Consider the following 20,308-nt stretch of genomic DNA (forward strand, 5'->3'; position numbering starts at 1 on the left):
TCGCTGCGGTCGACACCGCGACTTAGAGGATCTCGAGGTTGGTGCGCAGTTCGTAGGGAGTGACCTGCGCGCGGTACTCCTGCCACTCTTTGCGCTTGTTGAGGAGCACGTAGTTGAACACCTGCTCCCCCAGCGTCTCGGCGACCAGCTCGGAGTCTTCCATCAGCGAGATGGCGTGGTCGAGGCTCGCGGGCAGCTGGCTGTACCCGAGCGCGCGGCGCTCGGTGTCGCTCAGCGCCCAGACGTTGTTCTCGGCCTCGGGCGGCAGCTCGTACTGCTCTTCGATGCCTTTGAGTCCGGCGGCCAGCATGAGCGAGAACGCGAGGTAGGGGTTCGCTGCCGAATCGATGGCGCGGTACTCGACTCGCGAGCTCTGCCCCTTGTTCGGCTTGTAGAGCGGCACGCGCACGAGCGCAGACCGGTTGTTGTGCCCCCAGCAGACGAAACTTGGCGCCTCGTCGCCGCCCCAGAGTCGCTTGTAGGAGTTCACGAACTGGTTGGTGACCGCCGTGATCTCGGGCGCGTGGCGCAGCAGTCCGGCGATGAAGTGTCGGCCGATCTTCGACAGCTGGTACTCCGCGCCGGCCTCGAAGAACGCATTGGTGTCGCCCTCGAACAGCGACATGTGGGTGTGCATGCCCGAGCCCGGGTGCCCGGAGAGCGGCTTCGGCATGAACGTCGCGTAGACGCCCTGCTCGATCGCCACCTCTTTCACGACGGTGCGGAAGGTCATGATGTTGTCGGCCGTGGTGAGCGCATCCGCATAGCGGAGGTCGATCTCGTTCTGACCGGGGCCCGCCTCGTGGTGGCTGAACTCGACCGAGATGCCGAGGTCTTCGAGCATCCGCACCGATCGGCGACGGAAGTCGTGAGCCGTGCCGCCGGGAACATTGTCGAAGTAGCCGGCGGAGTCGACCGGCTCGGGCCCGTCTTCGCCGAACGACGACGATTTGAGCAGGTAGAACTCGATCTCGGGATGCGTGTAGAAGGTGAAGCCGCGGTCGGCCGCCTTCTCCAGCGTGCGCTTGAGGACATTGCGCGGGTCGGAGACCGACGGCAGTCCGTCCGGGGTGGTGATGTCGCAGAACATGCGCGCGGTCGGGTCGACCTCACCCCGCCACGGCAGGATCTGGAAGGTGGTCGGATCCGGCAGGGCGAGCAGATCCGATTCGTACGCACGGGTGAGGCCTTCGATGGCGGAACCGTCGAAGCCGAGCCCCTCGGTGAACGCACCCTCGACCTCGGCCGGTGCGATCGCGACCGACTTGAGCGTGCCGACCACATCGGTGAACCACAGCCTCACGAACTTGACGCCACGTTCCTCGATCGTGCGAAGAACGAAGTCGCGCTGCTTGTCCATCGTGCCCCTTTCGTCAGCCTCCCCAGACTACTGGTTTACGAGCGGATTCGATGCCGTCGACCTCTCGTTCGCCGCGCGTGTCCGGTCAGTAGACTGGGCACATGTCAGAGCAGTCACCGGCCGCGACGCCGGCCGTCCCCGCCCACACGATGCAGGGCTTGAAGCGGGTGCGCACAAGGCACTTCCAGGCCGCGAAAGACGAAGGGACCAAGTTCACCGGTCTCACCAGCTACGACCAGCTGACAGCACAGATCTTCGACGCCGCCGGAATCGACTTCCTCCTGGTGGGCGACTCGGCGGGCAACAATGTGCTCGGCTACGAGACGACACTTCCGGTGACGGTCGACGAGCTCATCCCGCTGACCCGTGCCGTGGCCGGGGCCGTCAAGCGCGCGTTCGTGGTCGCGGACATGCCATTCGGTTCGTACGAGACCGGTCCGCTGGAGGCACTGCACACGGCCGTGCGTTTCATGAAAGAGACCGGCGCGCACGCCGTGAAACTCGAGGGCGGGGTGCGCAGCGCCGAGCAGATCCGTCGCATCGTCGACGCCGGCATCCCGGTGATGGCGCACATCGGTTTCACCCCGCAGAGCGAACACGGCCTCGGCGGCCACATCATCCAGGGCCGGGGCGATGGTGCGGAGCAGCTCCTCGCCGACGCCCACGCCGTGGAAGACGCGGGCGCGTTCGCCGTCGTGATGGAGATGATCCCCGCCGAGATCGCCGGACGCGTCACGGCCGAGCTGCGCATCCCGACCATCGGCGTCGGAGCGGGGCCGGATGTGGACGGCCAACTGCTGGTCTGGACCGACTGGGCGGGCCTGACCACCGGCCGCATCCCCAAATTCGTGAAGCAGTACGCAGACCTGCGCGGCACCCTGACGGATGCGGCCGCCGCTTTCAAAGCGGATGTGCAGGGCGGAACGTTCCCGACCGCCGAGCAGAGTTTCTAGCAGAAGCGCCACAGAACGTCGGGTGACCCGACAAGCCGACCGTGAAGCCTAACGATCGTCGGCGGCGTCTTCCTCGGCCCATTTGGCACTGTTCTCGCGCAGCTTCTCGAGCGCGTGCTCGGCTTCCTCGCGGGTGTCGAACGGACCGACCCTGTCTGGAGCGGGCGAGACGAAGCCCTGCTCGACCTGGCCGGTGCGCGTGTTGTACCAGTAGCGGTGCTCCGCGTCCTGCTTGATCCCGTAGTCGTTCTCGCCGGTCATAAGCTTGATCCTATGCCCAAGGATTCCGCAGGTCATCTGATCCCCGGCCGCCTCTCGCCGATGCGGCCCGTCCCCGCGAGCATCCCGCGGCCGGAGTATGTGGGCAAGAAGGGCCCGGAGCCGTACACCGGAACCGATGTGTACTCCCCCGACGAGATCGCCCTGATCCGAGAGTCCGGCCGGATCGCGGCCGAGGCGATCGCTCTGGTCGGCGCCGCCGTTCGTCCCGGCATAACCACCGACGAGTTGGATGCGATCGGGCACGAGTTCCTGATCGCGAACGATGCGTACCCGTCGACGCTCGGGTACCGCGGCTACCCGAAGTCGCTGTGCAGCTCGGTCAACGAGGTCATCTGCCACGGCATCCCCGACGACACCGTTCTCGACGACGGTGACCTCGTCAATATCGACATCACCGCCTTCAAGAACGGCTTCCACGGCGACAGCAATCAGACGTTCATCGCCGGCACGGCGACCGAAGAGGTCGCCCAGCTCGTCGAGCGCACCCGTGGCGCACTCGACCGGGGCATCAAGGCGGTCGCCCCGGGGCGCCAGGTGAACGTGATCGGCCGCGCCATCGAATCGTATGCGAAGAGGTTCGGCTATGGCGTCGTGCGCGACTACACCGGGCACGGCGTGGGCGCTGCGTTCCACTCGGGACTGATCATCCCCCACTACGATTCGGCGCCCGTCTACGACACCGTGATGGAGGTGGGCATGGTGTTCACCATCGAGCCGATGCTCACCCTCGGCACCCACGAGTGGGACATGTGGGCCGACGACTGGACCGTCGTCACCCGCGACAAGAGCATCACCGCGCAGTTCGAGCACACGCTCGTGGTCACCGAGCGCGGCGCCGAGGTGCTGACCCTGCCGTGATCCCGGGCTCCGGCGCGGTAGATTCGTGCACATGAGTTCGAAGAACACCGCAATCGGAATCGACATCGGAGGAACCGGCATCAAGGGGGGTCTCGTCGACCTCACCACCGGCGAACTCATCAGCGACCGGATCAAGCTGCCCACGCCGGAAGGCGGCAGACCAGACGACATCGTCGATGTCACCAAGAAGATCGTCGACCAGCTCGCCTCCGAAGACCGAGAGGCGCCGGTCGGCGTCTGCTTCCCGGCGATCGTCAGCCACGGCGTCACCCTCTCGGCGGCGAACGTCTCGAAGAAGTGGATCGACCTGCACGCCGAGGATCTGTTCGAGAAGGCGCTCGGTCGCGACATCCATTTCGTCAACGATGCCGATGCGGCCGGGTACGCTGAGTCGCAGTTCGGTGCGGCGAAGGGCAAAGACGGGCTGATCATCCTGACGACGCTGGGTACGGGCATCGGCTCCGCCCTCATCTACAACGGCGTGCTCACTCCGAACGCTGAGCTCGGCCATCTGGAGATCGACGGGCACGACGCGGAATCGAAGGCTGCATACTCGGCCAAGGAGCGGGAAGACCTCAGCTGGGAGAAGTGGGCGAAGCGGCTGCAGCGCTACTACACCACGCTCGAGTTCCTGTTCACTCCGGATCTGTTCATCGTCGGCGGCGGCGTCTCGAAGAACTACCAGGACTTCCTGCCGCTGCTCGACCTCAAGACACCGATCGTCCCGGCCGTGCATCGCAACAATGCGGGGATCCTCGGGGCGGCCGCGCTCGCGACGCGGAGCTGACCGCCGCCCCCCACCGGGCGGCCTGCGGAGAGCGACGAGGAGAACGATGGCACGGGGGCAGCTGCGGGTCCTGCTCGGCGCCGCCCCCGGCGTCGGCAAGACCTACACGATGCTCGAGGAGGGCAAGCGGCTGCTCGAGCTCGGCAAGGACGTGGTCGTCGCGGTCGTGGAGACCCACGGCCGCGCCGCCACTGCGGCGATGCTGGAGGGGCTGGAGGTCGTTCCCCGGCGCAGCGTCGGCCACCGCGGCATCGAGCTGACCGAGCTCGACCTGGATGCGGTGCTCGCCCGTGCCCCGCAACTGGCGCTCGTCGACGAGCTCGCGCACACGAACGCCCCGGGTGCGGTGCACGAGAAGCGCTGGGAAGATGTCGAGGCAATGCTCGAGGCCGGCATCGACGTGATATCGACGGTCAACATCCAGCACATCGAGTCGCTGAACGACGTGGTCGAACAGATCACCGGGGTCCCGCAACGCGAGACGATCCCAGACGCCGTGCTCCGGAGCGCCGACCAGATCGAGGTCGTCGATCTCGCCCCGCAGGCCCTGCGCGACCGGCTCGCCGACGGTGTCGTGTATCCGGCGGCGCGCATCGACGCCGCGCTCTCCAACTACTTCCGTCTCGGCAATCTGACCGCACTACGCGAGCTGGCACTGCTCTGGCTGGCCGACGAGGTCGATGTCGCCCTGCAGCGCTATCGCGCCGAACACGGGATCGCCGGCCGGTGGGAGGCCCGGGAACGCGTCGTCGTGGCCCTGACCGGTGGCGCCGAAGGCGAGACGCTGCTGCGGCGCGGGGCACGCATCGCCGCCCGGTCGGCCGGCGGCGACCTCCTGGCGGTGCACGTCACCAGTCAGGACGGACTGCGCGAGCCGAACCCCGGAGCACTCGCCGCACAGCGCAGCCTCGTCGAACAGCTCGGCGGGAGCTATCACCAAGTGGTCGGGAGCGACATCCCACGCGCACTCGTCGATTTCGCCCGAGGGTCGAACGCGACACAGCTGGTGATCGGCGTCAGCCGCCGCAGCCGGCTCTCCGCGCTGCTCTCGGGGCCGGGGATCGGCTCCACGGTCATCCGGGAGTCCGCCGACATCGATGTGCACATCGTCTCGCATTCGCAGGCGGGCGGCCGGTTCTCCCTCCCGCGGTTCCGAGGCGGCCTGACGGTTCGTCGCCGGATTCTGGGCTTCGTGCTCGCTCTGGTCGGCGGGCCGCTGCTCACCTGGCTGCTCACCGCCCTGCGTTCCCCGGACTCGATGACGAGCGATGTCCTCAGCTATCAACTCCTCGTCGTGCTCGTCGCCCTGGTCGGCGGCGTCTGGCCGGCACTGTTCGCCGCTCTGCTCTCCGGGATCACGCTCGACTACTTCTTCGTGGCACCCCTCTACACGATCACGGTCAGCGAGCCGTTGCACCTTCTCGCTCTGCTGCTCTTCCTCGTGATCGCGGCGCTCGTCAGCCTCGTGGTCGACCAGGCCGCACGACGCAGCCGGGCAGCCAAACGGGCCGCGGCCGAGGCCGAGCTGCTCGCCACGGTCGCCGGCGGCGTCATCCGGGGCGAGAACGCCGTACAAGCACTCGTGACCCGCACCCGGGAGGCGTTCGGCCTGACCGGGGTGCGTCTCCTCGACGGTGACGAGGTGCTCAGCACCGACGGCGAACCGGCGGACGCCTCCCACACCCAGACGCTTCCGGTGGGCGAGCGCGGCACCCTGGAACTCTCGGGTCGCGACCTCGCCGCCGCCGACCGCCGGCTGCTCGCCGTGATCGTCAGCCAATTGGATGCGGCCCTCGAACACCGCGACCTCACCGCGACGGCCAGCGAGCTGGCGCCGCTCGCCGAGACCGACCGGGTGCGCAGCGCACTCCTGGCGGCCGTCGGTCACGATCTTCGTCGCCCGCTCGCCGCCGCGACCGCCGCCGTCACCACTCTGAGGCAGGCCGACATCCCGCTCAGTGCCGACGATCGTGAGGCACTGCTCGAGACCGCCGAGGAGAGTCTGAACGGTCTCGCCAAGCTGGTCACCAATCTGCTCGATGTGAGCCGGGTTCAGGCCGGTGTGCTCGCGGTCTCGCTCGTGCCGACCGAGATCGACGACGTCATCCCATCGGCCCTCGAAGAGCTCCACCTGGGCCCGGCCGAGGTGGAGCTCGCCCTCCCCGCCGATCTGCCCGCGGTCGACACCGATGCTGTGCTGCTCCAGCGCATCCTCGTGAACCTCCTGAGCAACGCCCTGCGGTTCAGCCCGTCCGGGTCGCGGCCGACCGTCGCCGCCAGCGAGTTCGGAGGAACGGTTCAGGTCAGGGTCATCGATCACGGGCCCGGCATCGCCGGCGAGCGCCGGGACGCCGTGTTCCTGCCCTTCCAACGGCTCAGCGACACCGACAACGACTCGGGGATCGGCTTGGGCCTGGCCCTCTCCAAAGGTTTCGCCGAAGGGATGGGCGGCACGCTCGAAGCCGAAGACACCCCGGGCGGTGGCCTGACGATGGTCGTCACGCTGCCCGTCGCCGCGGAGAGAGAGGACCCCCGGTGAAGATCCTGATCGCTGACGACGACCAGCAGATCCTGCGCGCGCTGCGCATCCTGCTGACCGCGCGGGGCTACGAGGTGATCGTCGCCCGCACCGGCGGTGAGGCGCTGAGCCAGGCGGTGGAGCACCACCCCGAACTTGTCATGGTCGACCTCGGCATGCCCGAGCTGAACGGCATCGAGGTCATCGAAGGGTTGCGCGGCTGGAGCGCGGTGCCGATCCTGGTCGTCTCGGGACGCACCGACTCCTCCGACAAGGTCGATGCGCTCGACGCCGGCGCCGACGACTACGTGACGAAACCGTTCGCCGCCGACGAGCTCCTCGCCCGCATCCGCGCCCTCACCCGGCGGCAGCCGACGACCACCGACGATGAGCCGATCGTCGCGTTCGGCGACATCTCGGTCGACCTCTCCGCCCGCCAGGTGACGCGGCGCGTCGGCGACGGTTCCGAGACCGTGCGGCTCACTCCGACCGAGTGGGCGATCCTCGAAGTTCTGGTGCGAAATCCGCGACGCCTCGTCACACGGCAAGCCCTGCTCACGCAGGTGTGGGGGCCGCAGTACACGAACGACACCGGCTATCTGCGGCTCTACCTCTCCCAGCTGCGCAAGAAGCTGGAGCCGGAGCCCTCCCACCCCCGCTACCTCCTCACCGAGCCCGGGATGGGCTACCGGTTCTCCCCCGAGCCGACGCCGGGCGAGGACTGACCGGGAGCTCCCTCCCGATCGAGCCGGTCCAGCGTCACTGCCGGGTCGAGCTCATCCGAACGCTCGACGATGAGCGACTCGGCCGAGCACTCCCAGAGCCGTTGCAGGGCGCGGACGCCGAGCACCGTGATGACGACGGCGAGACCGAGCGCGACGGAGAACGCGAGCACCCAGTAGACGAGGGAAGCCACCGAAGCCTGCATGGCGGAGCCGGGATCATTCGGCACCCAGGAGTCGCTCGGCGCCGGAACCAACCAGGGCGAGGCGAAGAACAGCCATACGCAGAACCAGTAGCCGAGGGCCACGAGGACGATCACGGTGGCGGAGAACGCGCTGGCGGTCTCGGCGATGCGCCGCAGCCGCCGCTCGTCGTCCGCCATCGACATCCGCCTCCCCAGACATACAAGGAATGGGCCGGCTGATACGCCGGGTTCTGTCCGGGTGCGTGAGCACCGTGGACGGCCATCTCTCTCGGGACGACGTTGCCGCCGCCCTCTAGCGGTCTACCCGGAAACTCGGCGAGCAGCCTCAACGTTTCCTGTCTGACCTTGCTCCGGACGAGGTTTACCGAGCCGGCCGGGTCACCCCGGTCGCTGGTGGGCTCTTACCCCACCGTTTCACCCTTACCGCGGACCGAGGTCCGTGGCGGTCTGTTCTCTGTGGCACTGTCTCGCGGGTTGCCCCGGGTGGGTGTTACCCACCGTCCTGCTCTGTGGAGCCCGGACGTTCCTCGGCGGCCCGCCGAAGCGGACCGACGCGACCGTCTTGCCGGCCCATTCGTCTTCAGCCTAGCGGGCGACGGCTGAGCGTTCGCTCCCGGATCAGAGACCCGACTCCTCGGTGCGCACCAGGATCGCGCTGCTGTCGGGGCAGAGCAGCACATCATCCGGCGCGGCACGGCGGATGACCGCGAGATCGGATTCGGTGAGCTTGACATTGCTCCCCATCGACACTCCGCGCACCAGCAATGCGGCACCAAGGCCGTAGCGTGCCCGCTGCTTCTCATACAGCTCGACGAGGTCTGCCGGAAGCGTGCCGACGATCGTGGCGCGATCAGTCGCCAGAGCTTTGCGCTGCGCGTCGACCTTCGCCAACTCGCCTCCCCGGGCCTCTTCGAGGGCGTGCACACGCGTGGCGAGCTCGGCCTGCTCGGATTCGATGGTACCGAGGAGCCCTTCGAGCTCCTCCACTCGCTCCATGACCGTCAACTCGATCTCTTCCAGGTCGTCGCGGCGCTTCGACAGGGAGGCGAGCTCGCCTTCGAGAGCCTGCACATCCTTGATCGAGGAGGTCTGCTGCAGCCGTGCCGCGTCACGCTCCATGCGCGTCTCGACGAGGTGCACATCGGATTCGACGCGCTTCAATTCGGTGCGGGCGTCCTCCAGTTCACCGGTGCGCGCGATCCAGCGGGCGCGGAGCGCGTCGATTTCGGGCTGCAGTGCGGCGAGCTCGACGGTCTGCGGCAGGTTCTTCGCCGTGTGGTCGAGCTGGGCGAGACGCGTGTCCGCGGACTGGAGGCGGATGAGTTCGATCTGGTCGGTGGGGCTGGCTTTCACGGTTCTCGGCTCTTTTCGTGATTCGTATCGGGTCGGTGAGGGAGGTTCGCTACTGCAGGATCGCGAAATCCCAGGGGTCGGTGCGCAGCTCGCTGACCTCGATGGTCACACCGGGCAGCGCGGCCCGCAGCTGGTCGGCCGCGGTGTCGAGCCAGAGCCATTCGCTCGCCCAATGCGAGACGTCGATCAGGGCCGGACCGCCACCCAGCATCGCCTGCTCGCGCGCTTCGGAAGCGGGATGGTGGCGCAGGTCGGCCGTGATGTACACGTCGGCACCGCGCACGGCCTCCGACGATAGGAGCGAGTCGCCGGCACCACCGCACAGCGCGACACGCGAGACGGGCTGATGGAAGTCGCCGGCGGCGCGCACACCGCCCGCCGTGGCGGGAAGCACCTCGGCGAGGCGCCGGGCGAGCGCGCCGAGAGTGGTGGCCTCGGCCAGGGTTCCGACGCGGCCGATCCCGGTGATACCGTCGGGCGCCGGGACGATCGGGCTGGTGTCGGTGAGCCCGAGTCGCGCGGCCAACACGGCGGACGTTCCGTCGGCGACGACGTCGGCGTTCGTGTGGGCGGCGATGAGCGCACAGTCGGCCCGGATGAGCCGGGCGAGCAGCGCGCCCTTGTAGCGGTCTTCGGCGACGCTGGTCACACCCCGCAGGAGCAGCGGATGGTGCGCGAGGAGCAGGTCCGCTCCGAGCCCGATCGCCTCGTCGACGGTGGCCGCCACCGCATCGACGGCGAGCAGGATGCGCTCGACCGGCGCGGCCGGGTCCCCGGAGAGCAGTCCGGGCGCGTCCCAGCCCTCCGCGCCCGAAAGCGGCCAGAGTCGCTCGACGTGACGGCGGACGGAATCAAGGGTGGTGGGCACGGAAACGAGCCTACGGGATACACCCCCCGTTCCCCCGCCCGGCCGAGATCCCGAGACGACCTCACTCGGTCGCGCGCTCCTGCCGGCGCACGGCCGGGATCCCGGCGAGGAGTGGGGTGAGGATGCCGAGGCCGAGCGCCACGAGCACGCCGAGGTTGCTCATCCCGAGGTCACCGTGCGGGTCGACGCCGACGAGGGGGAACAGGTACCCCTCCCACCGGAGCCAGGGCAGATCGGAGCCGACAAGGCCCAGGCCGACCACGGTGGCGATCACGAGCATCCCCAGATTGGTCCAGCGCCAATCCGGATAGACGCCGCCGCGGCGGAGCAGCGAGGGCTGGTGGAACCGCCGGGTGCGCAGCATCATCTCGGCAGCGAACAGCCCCGACCAGGCGGCGACCGGAACCGCGAGTGTGGTCGGCGGCCCTTTCAGAACGCTCTCCAGGTCGGGCGCCGCGGTTGCGAGCAGGATTCCGGCGAGCGCGATGGCGCCGCCCACCGCGACGGTGCTCCACGGTCGCTGCAACCGGGCGCCGAGGGCCTCCAGCGTGAATCCGCCCGAGTACACGGTGAGCACGAGGGCGGAGATCAGGCTCAGGCTGACCGCGAGTAGCAGCGGTATCGGGTACCACGCAGGCAGACCGAGCTGAGCGAACGCGCCGACAGGATCGGTGGCAAGCCGGTCGGCCAGGCCCGTGTTCGATGCCGCGAGGAGACCGCCGTAGGAGACGAGGGCGAAGGGCGGCAGGGCGGCACCGAATGTCGCCCACAGCATCCCCGACGCCCCTGACGATCCGGGCCGCTGATACCGGGCGACCTCGGCGCTGCTGTTCGCCCAGGCGAGGCCGAGGTAACTGAATACCAGCACGGCGCCGGTCACCACACGGGGCCAAGCGGCATCGGGGACCTCGAGCGCCGTCGACAGGTCGACCGACCGCCAGGTCGCCGCGATCATCACGACGATGAGCACAGCCGAAGCGATGGTCAGAACCAGCTGGACCCGGGCGACCAGCGAATACCCGAAGAACGCCACGGCGAGCGCGGCGCCGATCGTGACGACCAATCCGACGGTGGTCGGGAGCACGGCATCCTGGGCCCAGCCCTGCGAGGTGAAGACCGTTCCGACCGACACCCCGGCCAACCACAGCAGCACGGCCCCCCAGAAGAGTCGCGTCAGCAGGGCCAGGGCCGCGGGAACGACGTTGCCACGGAGGCCGAACGTGGCGCGGGAGACCACCATCGTCGGCTGTCCGCTCCACTTGCCGGCCAGAGTGCCGAGGCCGAGGGGCAGGAACGAGAGAGCGACGCCGACGAGGGTGGCCACGAGAATCTGTCGCAGGCTGAGGCCGAGCGTGAAGAGGGTGGCGCCGACCCCCACGCTGATGAGCGAAGAGGTGCCGGCGAACCAGAGCCAGAACATCCGGGATGCGCGCCCCACCCGGCTCTCGAGCGGCGTCGGCTCCAGGTCGGCCAGCTCCACCTCGAACACCGGAGCGGCGACGGGGTCCGCGTCGAACAGCACGCGCTCCTCGGTGGCAACCCGTGGACTCGCGAGCGGGGCGGAGGTCGAACCGGTGGGAAGACGCACATCGTCGGCGTCGTCCTCGACATCGCCATCGACGGCCGACCGTCCGTACCCGGTCGCGCCGAGGTCGTGGGCGGCGATCTGATCGGCCTGCACGATCGGCAACGGAACCGAGTCGGCAGTGGGCGCATCCGGATGGTCGACGGGGAGGGGAGGCGGCGGGACGAACGGGATCGGCTGCGAGTCGGTCGGCGCCTCCTCGGGGGCGACGTAGCCGAGCGGCTCGACCCGCTGCGGCACCGGGGTGTCGACGGGCACCGGGGTGTCGACGGGCACCGGGTCGGGCGGAACCGCGTCGGCCTCGACGGCTGTGAGCCCGGCGGCCGGGGCGACCCATGCACTGAAGGTGGGCTCCGGACCGGGATCGCGGCGTCGCAGGTCGAGGTCGTCGAAACTGATCGCCTGGGTAGGCGTCGGATCGGTGGGCGTCGGACCGGTCGGCGACGGATCGGTGAGCGCCGGATCGGTCGGCGACGGATCGGTCGGCGACGGATCGGTCGGCGACGGCTCGGTCGGCGACGGCTCGGTCGGCGACGGCTCCCGCTCCCCCGACGATGGCGCAGGAGACTGCACCGGGATCGCGGTGGTCGCCCGGGCCTCCAGCACCCGCTCCAGATGTTCGATCGCTGCGAGCGTGTCGTGCGAAGAGAGGTCCCGGTGCACGAGCGCCGCGACCTGCTCGTCCGAGAGGGAGGCCGCATCCGTCTCGCCGACGCTGCCGACGACGGTCGGGCCCGCGATGATCGGAACGGCCGCCGTCATCCTCGAAACCTGGGCCTCGATGGCGCTCGCCAGCTCGTCGTCGTCGTGGTGCTCCTGCACGGCGTCCGCCGGCGGATTCCGGCGCACCGCAGGCGTGTAGGTCGCCCGCCGTTTGCCCGGGACAGAGACGACGGACGGGTCCCTCGCGACCTCATCGCTGTCCATGACGAAAGCCTACCGAGGTCCAGGCCGCAGAACCCGTCTCCTACCTGCGATTTCTCTGCCCATCCGCCGGGTCGCGCGAGCGCCCGGGCCGCGAGAGCCGTAGCATCGTCTCGATGAGCGAGACGATTGCGACCCCCTACGAAGACCTGCTGCGCGATGTGCTCGCGAACGGCACCCACAAGTCCGATCGCACCGGCACCGGAACGCGCAGCGTGTTCGGCCGCCAGCTGCGCTTCGATCTGGCGGAGGGGTTCCCCCTCATCACCACGAAACGCGTGCACTTCAAGTCGATCGCCTACGAACTGCTCTGGTTCCTCCGCGGTGACAGCAATGTGGGCTGGCTGCGTGAAAACGGCGTGACGATCTGGGACGAGTGGGCCGACGAGAACGGCGAACTCGGCCCGGTGTACGGCGTGCAGTGGCGCTCCTGGCCCACCCCGGACGGCTCGCACATCGACCAGATCGCCCAGGTGATGGAGACGCTGCGCCGCGACCCGGATTCGCGCCGCATCATCGTCTCCGCCTGGAACGTCGCCGACATCCCGGCGATGGCGCTCGCCCCGTGCCACGCTTTCTTCCAGTTCTACGTGGCCGACGGCAAGCTCTCCTGCCAGCTCTACCAACGCAGCGCCGACATGTTCCTCGGTGTGCCGTTCAATATCGCCAGTTACGCGCTGCTGACCCTCATGGTGGCTCAGCAGGCCGGGCTGGAACCCGGTGAGTTCGTCTGGACCGGCGGCGACTGCCACATCTACGACAACCATCTCGAGCAGGTCGCCGAGCAGCTCGGTCGCCAGCCGTTTCCGGCGCCGACCCTGCGGATCCTCCGCACGCCCGAGACGATCTTCGACTACGCCTTCGACGACTTCGCGGTCGAGGACTACCAGCACCACCCCGCCATCCGCGCGGCGGTGGCGGTATGAGCCTCGCCCTGATCTGGGCGGAGGCGCAGGGCGGCGTCATCGGTGCCGGCGGCCGGATGCCCTGGCACCTGCGCGAAGACCTGGCCCACTTCCGCGAGCTCACCGGCACCGACACCGTGATCATGGGCAGGAAGACCTGGGATTCGCTGCCGGAGCGGTTCCGTCCGCTGCCCGACCGGGCGAACGTCGTCGTCACCCGGCAGTCCGATTGGTCGGCGCCGGGAGCGACCACCGCGCACACCCTCGAGGAGGCCGTCGCCGGTTCCCCGAGCGAGACCACTTGGGTGATCGGCGGCTCCGAACTGTACCGGCTCGCCCTCCCCCTGGCCGATCGCGTCGAGCGCACCCTGATCGACGAAACGGTGGCGGGCGACACCTGGGCGCCCCGCCTCGACGACGACTGGCGCGTATCCGCCACCGATCCGTTCGACGGCTGGCACACCGCCGGTACCGGGATGCGCTACCGGTTCGAGACGTACCGACGGTAGCGTCGCCCTAGGTGAGGCCTGCGATCAGGTTCACCGTGGTCGCCAGGATGACCGACCCGAAGAGGTAGGACAGCAGGGTGTGCCGCAGGACGGTGCGCCGGATGAACGTGTCGGTGATGTTGGTGTCCGAGACCTGGAACGTCATGCCGAGAGTGAACGAGAGGTAGGCGAAGTCGCTGTACTGCGGCGGCTCCTTCTGGTTGAAGTCCACCCCGCCCTCTGTGCCGCGGTAGTAGAGCCGCGCGTAGCGGAGCATGAACAGCGTGTGCACCAGACACCAGGAGAGCGCGACGCTCGCCACCGCCAGCACGGCGAGCGCCACCTGCTGCAGCCCGTGCTGCTGCCGCGCCCCCACCAGGATGACGACGATCGCGACGACACCGGCGATGCTCGCGATGATCAGCAGCAGATCGGAGACGCGCCGGCTCGGGTCTTCCCGCGTCGCGTGGCTCTTCGTCGCCGCGGCGTCGAATCCCCACACCACGATCCACACCCAGAGGATATAGACGATGCACGCGGCGGCCCATCCGGTGGCCGCCGCATACGCCCAGCCGCCGGCCAGCCCGGTGACCACCGCCACCACGATCCCGACGGCGAACGCCACCGCCATCCGCAACCCCGATCGGCCTCTGCGCCGTGCCGCCTGACTACTCACAGTGCGATGGTGTCACAGTCGTGACGCCACGTGGCTGCGACGCAGCGGTCCCGCTACGATCGGAGCGTGACTTCCGCCGCCACCTCCCCCGCTGTCCCCCTCGCCGACCTCGACACGGAGGCGCTCCGCACGGCCCGCGACGGCTTCCGCGCTGCCTACGCCGAGCTGCAGGCCGCCGGTCTGAAGCTGGATCTCACCCGGGGCAAGCCGTCGTCCGACCAGCTCGACCTCTCGAACGATCTGCTGCACCTGCCCGATGGCGAGTACCGCGACGCCGCCGGCACTGATCTGCGCAACTACGGCGGCGCCCTCGGGCTGCCGGAGCTGCGGGCCATCTTCGCCGATGCCCTCCGCGTTCCGCCGGCGCAGCTGCTCGCCCTCGGCAATGCGAGCCTCACGATCATGCACGACACGATCGTGCAGGCCCTCCTGCACGGGGTTCCGGGCGGCAACCGCCCGTGGGGCAGCGGTCCGATCAGTTTCATTGCGCCGGTCCCCGGCTACGACCGGCACTTCTCGATCGCCGAGCGCTACGGCATCCGGCTGATCCCCGTCCCCCTCACCGATGAGGGTCCGGATGTGGAGGCCGTCGCCGCCCTGCTGGCGACCGACGACAGCATCAAAGGCATGTGGTGCGTACCGGTCTACTCGAACCCGAGCGGCGCCGTCTACAGCGAAGAGGTCGTGCGCGCCCTCGTCTCCCTTCCGGCCGCAGCCGACTTCCGGCTGTTCTGGGACAATGCCTACGCCGTGCACCATCTGAGCGACGACCGGCCACAGCCGATCGACGTGCTCACGCTGGCCGCCGAGGCCGGAAACCCCGATCGCCCGCTCGTCTTCGCCTCGACATCGAAGGTCACGTTCCCGGGCGCGGGCGTCGCGTTCGTCGGCGGCTCTCCGGCCAACGTCGACTGGATCGTGCGCAATATGGCAGTGCAGAGCATCGGACCGGACAAGCTCAACCAACTGCGTCACATGCGCCTCCTGCGCGACCAGGCGGGGCTCGCCGCGCACATGGAGCGGCACCGCGCCATCCTGGAACCCAAGTTCGCTGCTGTGTCGGAGGCACTCACCCGTCGTCTCGCCCCCTATGGCGCCGGCGTCTGGACCGACCCGAAGGGCGGATACTTCGTCAGTCTCGACGTGCTCGACGGCTCCGCGAAGCGCGCCGTGCAGCTCGCGGCAGAGGCCGGGATCGCGGTCACGCCCGCCGGTGCGACCTTCCCGTACGGCGACGACCCGCGCGATGCCAACATCCGCATCGCCCCGACCTTCCCGCCGCTCGACGAGCTCCGCACCGCCCTCGACGGGCTGTGCACCGCCATCCTGCTCGCCGAGGCGGAGACTCTGCTCGCTGCCCGATGACGCTCTGGCAGGCTCGCGCCAGCGTCGAAGATGATTGGGCGGCCTACCGCGCCCTGCGTCTGGAGATGCTGGACGACACCCCGATGGCGTTCCTGGAGACCACCGGGGATGCTCTCCGCCACTCCGAGGAGCATTGGCGTTCGCGTGCGGCCAACCGGCTCCCCGGAAGCCGGCTCTTCGGAGCGGTGGACCGCGACGGGCGCTGGATCGGCACCATGGGCGGGTTCCGCTCGCAGCGCACACCCGATCCGATCCTGGTCGGTGTGTACGTCACCCCGGCCTACCGCGGGCGGGCGAACGGGGTGGCGGATGCGCTGCTCGCCCTGGTCATCGACTGGGCCCGCACCCAGAGCGACCGGCTGCTCCTCGAGGTGCACGAGCACAATGAGCCGGCCATCCGTTACTACCGCCGTCACGGATTCGAGCCGACCGGTGTCACGGTGCCGTATCCGCTCGACACGTCCGCACGGGAGCTCGAGTTCGCTCGCCCGCTCGTTCTTTGACAGCGGACGGGAACGCACCCACACTAGTTGTGTGTCTACAACCTTTTCATCGACTCCGGTCCGGCGTCGGTCCCCCGGTCTCATCCTCGCCATCTGCTGCCTGAGCCTGCTGATCGTGTCGATGGACGCGACGATCGTCAACGTCGCCCTCCCCTCGATCCGCGCCGACCTCGCCACCTCGGTCTCCGGGCTCCAATGGACGGTCGATGCGTACACGCTCGCACTGGCGAGCTTCCTCCTTCTCTCCGGCTCGACCGCCGACCGGTTCGGCCGGCGACGCGTGTTCCAGATCGGGCTCGTCGTCTTCAGTCTCGGTTCGCTGCTGTGCAGTCTCGCGCCGACCATCGAGTTCCTCGTGGCCGCCCGTGTCCTGCAGGGGCTCGGCGGATCGATGCTCAACCCGGTTGCGATGTCGATCATCACCAACACCTTCACCGACCGCAGACAGCGCGCTCGGGCGGTCGGCGTCTGGGGTGCCGTCGTCGGCGTCTCGATGGCGTTCGGACCCCTCGTCGGAGGGACTCTCACCGAAAGCGTCGGCTGGCGGGCGGTGTTCTGGGTGAACATCCCCGTCGGGGCATCGCCGCGATCGTGCTGACGGCGGTGTTCGTGCCAGAATCCCGTGCCGCCCGGTCCCGACGATTCGATCCCCTCGGGCAGGCCCTCGTCATCATCGCGCTGGTCGCGCTCGTCTACGCATTGATCGAGGCACCGCAATCAGGGTGGGGTTCCCCGTTCATCCTCGGCCTCTTCGCCCTCGTCGTCGTCGCCGTCGGCGTTCTCATCTGGCACGAACGGCGCACGGCCGTGCCGTTCATCGATCTGCGATTCTTCCGCAGCGTCCCGTTCAGCTCCGCCACGATCACGGCCGTACTCGGCTTCGCCTCCTATGGCGCCTTCCTCTTCGTCAACGCGCTCTACCTCCAAGACGTGCGCGGGCTCTCCGCTTTGCAGACCGGCATCTACATGCTCCCGCTGGCGCTGGCCACCCTCGTATGCTCGCTGCTCTCCGGCAGGCTCGTGGGGCGCTTCGGCACGCGGCCCTCCCTCGTCATCAGCGGCATCATGCTCGCCGCGAGCGGCCTGACCATGACCGTGCTCACCGTGCACACCCCGGATGCAGTGCTCGTCGTCTCGTACATCCTCTTCGGCCTCGGTTTCGGCATGATCAACGCCCCGATCACCACCACAGCCGTCTCCGGCATGCCGCTGTCGCAATCGGGCGTCGCCGCCGGTCTGGCCTCCACCAGTCGACAGGTCGGTGTCTCCCTCGGGGTGGCGCTCGCCGGAACGGTGACCGGCGTGGGCGCGGCGAACGCGATCGGTTCCTCGTTCGCAGTCGCGACGCATCCGCTCTGGTGGGTCGTCGTTGCGGCTGGGCTCGCGATCGTAGCGATCGGCTTCGTCTCGACGAGCCCCTGGGCGCACCGCACGGTCGAGACCGTCCACCACCTGCTCGATGAGAGGACACCCACCGGGGCGACGGCGAAGGTCACCCCATGACGACGGGCCGACTGACGACGGGCCGAATGACGACGGGCCGAATGACGACGGAGGCCGACGAGGTCTGGGCGCTGATGACGACGCTGGTTCATGAGAGCCGCGTCGATTGGCGGCGCGCGGTCGGGGCGGAACTCGGCATCCCGTTCAGCCGCGTCAAAGTGTTGCGACTGCTGAAAGACGGGCCGCTCACGCAGAAGGCACTGGCGGAGGCGGCCCTCACCGATGCTCCGGCGGCGACGGTCGCGGTCAACGAACTCGTGCGCCGCGGGCTCGTGGTGCGCAGCGCACACCCCGATGACGGCCGCGTCCGCCTGGTGTCGCTCACCGAAGCGGGCGAGGCGATGCTCGCTCGAGCGCAGTCCATCCGCAAGCCGGCGCCGCCGGGGGTGCGCGCGCTCGGCGACACCGACCTCGCCCTCCTGCGCGGGTTGCTGGAACGGGTGGCGGCGGCGCCCGAACCGCCCGACTGAGCCCGCCGGCGACGGAGCCGCGCCCTCAGACGAGAGGTGTACCGCGGGATCCGCGAACGCGTTTCACCTTCTCGCGCAGGAAGATCATCGGCAGGAAGAAGGAGCACAGCGCGGTCACAAGCCACACCACGATGGTCGCCAACACCCAGGTCTGCCAACCCGAGATGTTCAGCCCGCCGGTGAAGAGCGTAGCGACGAGCAGCGCGAGGAACGTCGAGACGAGACCGATGCCGCCGAGGAAAGCCGGCGCGTTGCGCGCCGCCAGCTTCGCGATGAACGGGGAGAGCACGCTCTGCAGGATCGCGAACAGCACGATCGACACCAGCGCACCTCCCCAACTCAGCTGGAACGTGGGGAGCAGCCAGGCGGCCACGAGCAGACCGAGAGCGGCCGAGACGAGGAAGATCGCCGCTCGGATCAGAAAACGCACCATGATCGTGAACCCTTTTCTGCGGTCGTCAGCGCACCCGGCGGAAGCCGAGCAGGAAATCGATCAGCAGGCGGGCGCCGAAACCGGTCGCCCCCTTCGATCGCCAGGAGTCGTCGGCCGCGGACTGCATGGTGCCGGCGATGTCGATGTGCGCCCAGGGCAGTCCGGCGACGAACTCGTTGAGGAACAGCGCTGCGGTCGTCGCCCCGGCGTACGGGCCGCCCAGGTTCGAGAGGTCGGCCACGTCGGAGTCGAGCTGCTTGCGGTACTTCTTCTCGAGCGGAAGCTGCCAGAGCTGTTCGTCGGTGGCCGCCGAGGCGGCCTTCGCCTGCTCCACGAGAGCCTGGTCGTTGCCGAACAGGGCAGCGGTCGCCGGGCCGAGAGAGACCAGCGCGGCGCCGGTCAGCGTGGCGATGTCGACGATCGCGTCCGGCTGCTCCTCGACGGCGAGAGCGAGGCCGTCCATCATGACGAGGCGGCCCTCGGCATCCGTGTTCTTCACTTCCACGGTCGTTCCACCCCGCGCGGTGAGCACATCGCCGAGCTTGTAGGCCGAACCCGACGGCATATTGTCGGTGCACATCAGGAATGCCGTGACCGCCGTCGTGCTGGAGAGGTCGCGCAGCGCGGTGAGGGCCGCGAAGACGGCGGCCGCTCCGCCCATGTCCATCTTCATCGCCAGGTGCATCGGGTCAGACGGTTTGAGGCTGATGCCGCCCGAGTCGTACATGATGCCTTTGCCGACCAGCGCGACGTGCCCGGTCGGTTCGCCGTTCGGCGTGTAGCCGATCTTGATCATCCGCGGTTCCTCGGCGCTGCCCGCGTTCACGCCCAGCAGTCCGCCGCAGCCGAGATCGATCAGCTGCTGCTTGTCGAAGACCTCGACATCGAGTCCAAAGGTCTCGGCGAGGGAGAGCGCGAGATCGGCGAAATCGGTCGCGGTCAGATATCCGGGCGGAGTGTTCGCCAGATCGCGGGCGAGGTTCGCCGACCGGGCCGCGACGACACCGCGGGGAATTCCAGCCGTGACACCCGAGGTCTCCGCACCTTCCACCCGCAGTTCCACCGCGGTCAGCGCCGTGACCTTCGGTTCGGATTTGAGCTCGCTGTACCGGTATCGCGCCAGCAGCGTTCCTTCGGCGACAACCTGGCCGACCGACTCCGGGGCGACCGCCCCGACCACGCTGAGGCTCAACCCGATGCGCGCGTGCGAAGACGCCGCGCGGGCGAACGTGGCCGCGATGTCGCGCACCGTATCGGCGGTCAGCTCACCCGCCGCACCCGCACCGACGGCGAACACCACAGGACCGTCCACCGTCGCAATCAGCAGGCTCTGTCCGGGTTTGCCCTCGAACCCTGCGCGCGCGAGCGCCGCGCGGTCGAGGCCGAGCGCGGCATCCACTTCACCGTCGGTCGTGACCGCGAAGCCGATCGCGTCGAGATCTGGAGAGAACGCCGTCACTGCGTCGAAATCGATCACGCGTTCCGGGAGGAGCGAGGGGGCCGGCGTGAAGTCCGCCGGGATCAATCGAGAGGAGAGGGATGCCATTGG

General features: G+C 68.8%; 21 protein-coding genes and 1 other RNA gene. 12 read left to right on the forward strand and 10 right to left on the reverse strand.

Annotated features, from left to right (window positions below):
- Positions 1–22: 22 nt before the first annotated feature.
- On the reverse strand, positions 23–1,360 hold the full coding sequence (gene glnA / locus K5L49_RS04340) for a type I glutamate--ammonia ligase (protein WP_223690781.1): 1,338 nt from the start codon (positions 1,358–1,360) through the stop codon (positions 23–25).
- 101 nt (positions 1,361–1,461) lie between these two features.
- Here glnA and panB point away from each other — a divergent pair, with 101 nt between their 5' ends.
- Positions 1,462–2,313 (forward strand): 3-methyl-2-oxobutanoate hydroxymethyltransferase, encoded by an 852-nt coding sequence (panB, locus tag K5L49_RS04345; protein ID WP_223690782.1) that lies wholly within the window; start codon positions 1,462–1,464, stop codon positions 2,311–2,313.
- A 48-nt stretch (positions 2,314–2,361) separates the two neighbouring features.
- Here panB and K5L49_RS04350 read toward each other — a convergent pair whose 3' ends face one another.
- Positions 2,362–2,574, reverse strand: a complete 213-nt coding sequence (locus K5L49_RS04350) for an SPOR domain-containing protein (protein ID WP_223690783.1) — start codon at positions 2,572–2,574, stop codon at positions 2,362–2,364.
- Positions 2,575–2,586: 12 nt separating this feature from the next.
- On the opposite strand from K5L49_RS04350, the gene map reads away from it, so the two are divergent.
- Genes map through K5L49_RS04370 form a run of 4 tightly spaced genes read left to right on the forward strand, consistent with a single transcriptional unit; the run spans position 2,587 to position 7,483 of the window.
- Entirely contained in the window at positions 2,587–3,453 is an 867-nt protein-coding gene (gene map / locus K5L49_RS04355; RefSeq protein WP_223690784.1) for a type I methionyl aminopeptidase, read from the forward strand.
- A gap of 31 nt (positions 3,454–3,484) precedes the next feature.
- Positions 3,485–4,240 carry a polyphosphate--glucose phosphotransferase gene (gene ppgK, locus K5L49_RS04360; RefSeq protein ID WP_223690785.1) on the forward strand — a complete coding sequence of 252 codons (756 nt, stop codon included), beginning with the start codon at positions 3,485–3,487 and terminating at the stop codon, positions 4,238–4,240.
- Between the two features lie 46 nt (positions 4,241–4,286).
- Entirely contained in the window at positions 4,287–6,779 is a 2,493-nt protein-coding gene (locus K5L49_RS04365; RefSeq protein WP_223690786.1) for a DUF4118 domain-containing protein, read from the forward strand.
- Positions 6,776–7,483: a response regulator gene (locus K5L49_RS04370; RefSeq protein ID WP_223690787.1), complete on the forward strand. Its 708-nt coding sequence runs from the start codon at positions 6,776–6,778 to the stop codon at positions 7,481–7,483. Before K5L49_RS04365 ends, K5L49_RS04370 begins: the two co-directional genes overlap by 4 nt.
- On the opposite strand, the gene K5L49_RS04375 is transcribed toward K5L49_RS04370, so the two are convergent.
- The 5 genes from K5L49_RS04375 to K5L49_RS04395 form a co-directional block, all read right to left on the reverse strand.
- Positions 7,444–7,863 carry a hypothetical protein gene (locus K5L49_RS04375; protein WP_223690788.1) on the reverse strand — a complete coding sequence of 140 codons (420 nt, stop codon included), beginning with the start codon at positions 7,861–7,863 and terminating at the stop codon, positions 7,444–7,446. The two genes, K5L49_RS04370 and K5L49_RS04375, sit on opposite strands and share 40 nt — an antisense overlap.
- A gap of 26 nt (positions 7,864–7,889) precedes the next feature.
- An RNA gene (gene rnpB, locus K5L49_RS04380) (RNase P RNA component class A) lies at positions 7,890–8,259 on the reverse strand.
- 45 nt (positions 8,260–8,304) lie between these two features.
- Complete coding sequence (locus K5L49_RS04385) at positions 8,305–9,039, reverse strand: zinc ribbon domain-containing protein (RefSeq protein ID WP_223690789.1); 735 nt, start codon at positions 9,037–9,039, stop codon at positions 8,305–8,307.
- 49 nt (positions 9,040–9,088) lie between these two features.
- Positions 9,089–9,907, reverse strand: a complete 819-nt coding sequence (locus K5L49_RS04390) for a Nif3-like dinuclear metal center hexameric protein (protein WP_223690790.1) — start codon at positions 9,905–9,907, stop codon at positions 9,089–9,091.
- A 61-nt stretch (positions 9,908–9,968) separates the two neighbouring features.
- Positions 9,969–12,419, reverse strand: coding sequence for a purine-cytosine permease family protein (locus tag K5L49_RS04395; protein WP_223690791.1), 2,451 nt, complete (start codon positions 12,417–12,419; stop codon positions 9,969–9,971).
- Between the two features lie 113 nt (positions 12,420–12,532).
- On the opposite strand from K5L49_RS04395, the gene K5L49_RS04400 reads away from it, so the two are divergent.
- Complete coding sequence (locus K5L49_RS04400; protein WP_223690792.1) at positions 12,533–13,342, forward strand: thymidylate synthase; 810 nt, start codon at positions 12,533–12,535, stop codon at positions 13,340–13,342.
- Positions 13,339–13,830 carry a dihydrofolate reductase gene (locus K5L49_RS04405; protein WP_223690793.1) on the forward strand — a complete coding sequence of 164 codons (492 nt, stop codon included), beginning with the start codon at positions 13,339–13,341 and terminating at the stop codon, positions 13,828–13,830. Before K5L49_RS04400 ends, K5L49_RS04405 begins: the two co-directional genes overlap by 4 nt.
- A 7-nt stretch (positions 13,831–13,837) precedes the next feature.
- Here the strand turns inward: K5L49_RS04405 and K5L49_RS04410 are convergent, their stop codons facing one another.
- Positions 13,838–14,485: a DUF1345 domain-containing protein gene (locus tag K5L49_RS04410; protein ID WP_223690794.1), complete on the reverse strand. Its 648-nt coding sequence runs from the start codon at positions 14,483–14,485 to the stop codon at positions 13,838–13,840.
- Positions 14,486–14,551: 66 nt separating this feature from the next.
- On the opposite strand from K5L49_RS04410, the gene K5L49_RS04415 reads away from it, so the two are divergent.
- The 5 genes from K5L49_RS04415 to K5L49_RS04430 are packed head-to-tail and all read left to right on the forward strand — an operon-like array spanning position 14,552 to position 18,326.
- Positions 14,552–15,850 carry an aminotransferase class I/II-fold pyridoxal phosphate-dependent enzyme gene (locus K5L49_RS04415; protein ID WP_223690795.1) on the forward strand — a complete coding sequence of 433 codons (1,299 nt, stop codon included), beginning with the start codon at positions 14,552–14,554 and terminating at the stop codon, positions 15,848–15,850.
- Entirely contained in the window at positions 15,847–16,353 is a 507-nt protein-coding gene (locus K5L49_RS04420) for a GNAT family N-acetyltransferase (protein WP_223690796.1), read from the forward strand. Before K5L49_RS04415 ends, K5L49_RS04420 begins: the two co-directional genes overlap by 4 nt.
- 31 nt (positions 16,354–16,384) lie before the next feature.
- Positions 16,385–16,951 (forward strand): MFS transporter, encoded by a 567-nt coding sequence (locus K5L49_RS19985; RefSeq protein WP_308116510.1) that lies wholly within the window; start codon positions 16,385–16,387, stop codon positions 16,949–16,951.
- A gap of 11 nt (positions 16,952–16,962) precedes the next feature.
- The gene (locus tag K5L49_RS19990) at positions 16,963–17,856 is read left to right on the forward strand and encodes an MFS transporter (RefSeq protein WP_308116511.1); all 894 of its coding nucleotides are present in this window, start codon (positions 16,963–16,965) and stop codon (positions 17,854–17,856) included.
- Positions 17,853–18,326 carry a MarR family winged helix-turn-helix transcriptional regulator gene (locus K5L49_RS04430; protein ID WP_223690797.1) on the forward strand — a complete coding sequence of 158 codons (474 nt, stop codon included), beginning with the start codon at positions 17,853–17,855 and terminating at the stop codon, positions 18,324–18,326. Before K5L49_RS19990 ends, K5L49_RS04430 begins: the two co-directional genes overlap by 4 nt.
- A 25-nt stretch (positions 18,327–18,351) precedes the next feature.
- Here the strand turns inward: K5L49_RS04430 and K5L49_RS04435 are convergent, their stop codons facing one another.
- Positions 18,352–18,759 (reverse strand): phage holin family protein, encoded by a 408-nt coding sequence (locus K5L49_RS04435; protein ID WP_223690798.1) that lies wholly within the window; start codon positions 18,757–18,759, stop codon positions 18,352–18,354.
- 25 nt (positions 18,760–18,784) lie between these two features.
- A complete protein-coding gene (locus K5L49_RS04440) occupies positions 18,785–20,305 on the reverse strand; it encodes a leucyl aminopeptidase (RefSeq protein WP_223690799.1) in 1,521 nt (506 codons plus the stop codon).
- Positions 20,306–20,308 lie beyond the last annotated feature (3 nt).

The organism is Leifsonia poae, from assembly GCF_020009625.1.
In the GTDB taxonomy this organism is placed as follows: domain Bacteria; phylum Actinomycetota; class Actinomycetes; order Actinomycetales; family Microbacteriaceae; genus Leifsonia; species Leifsonia poae_A.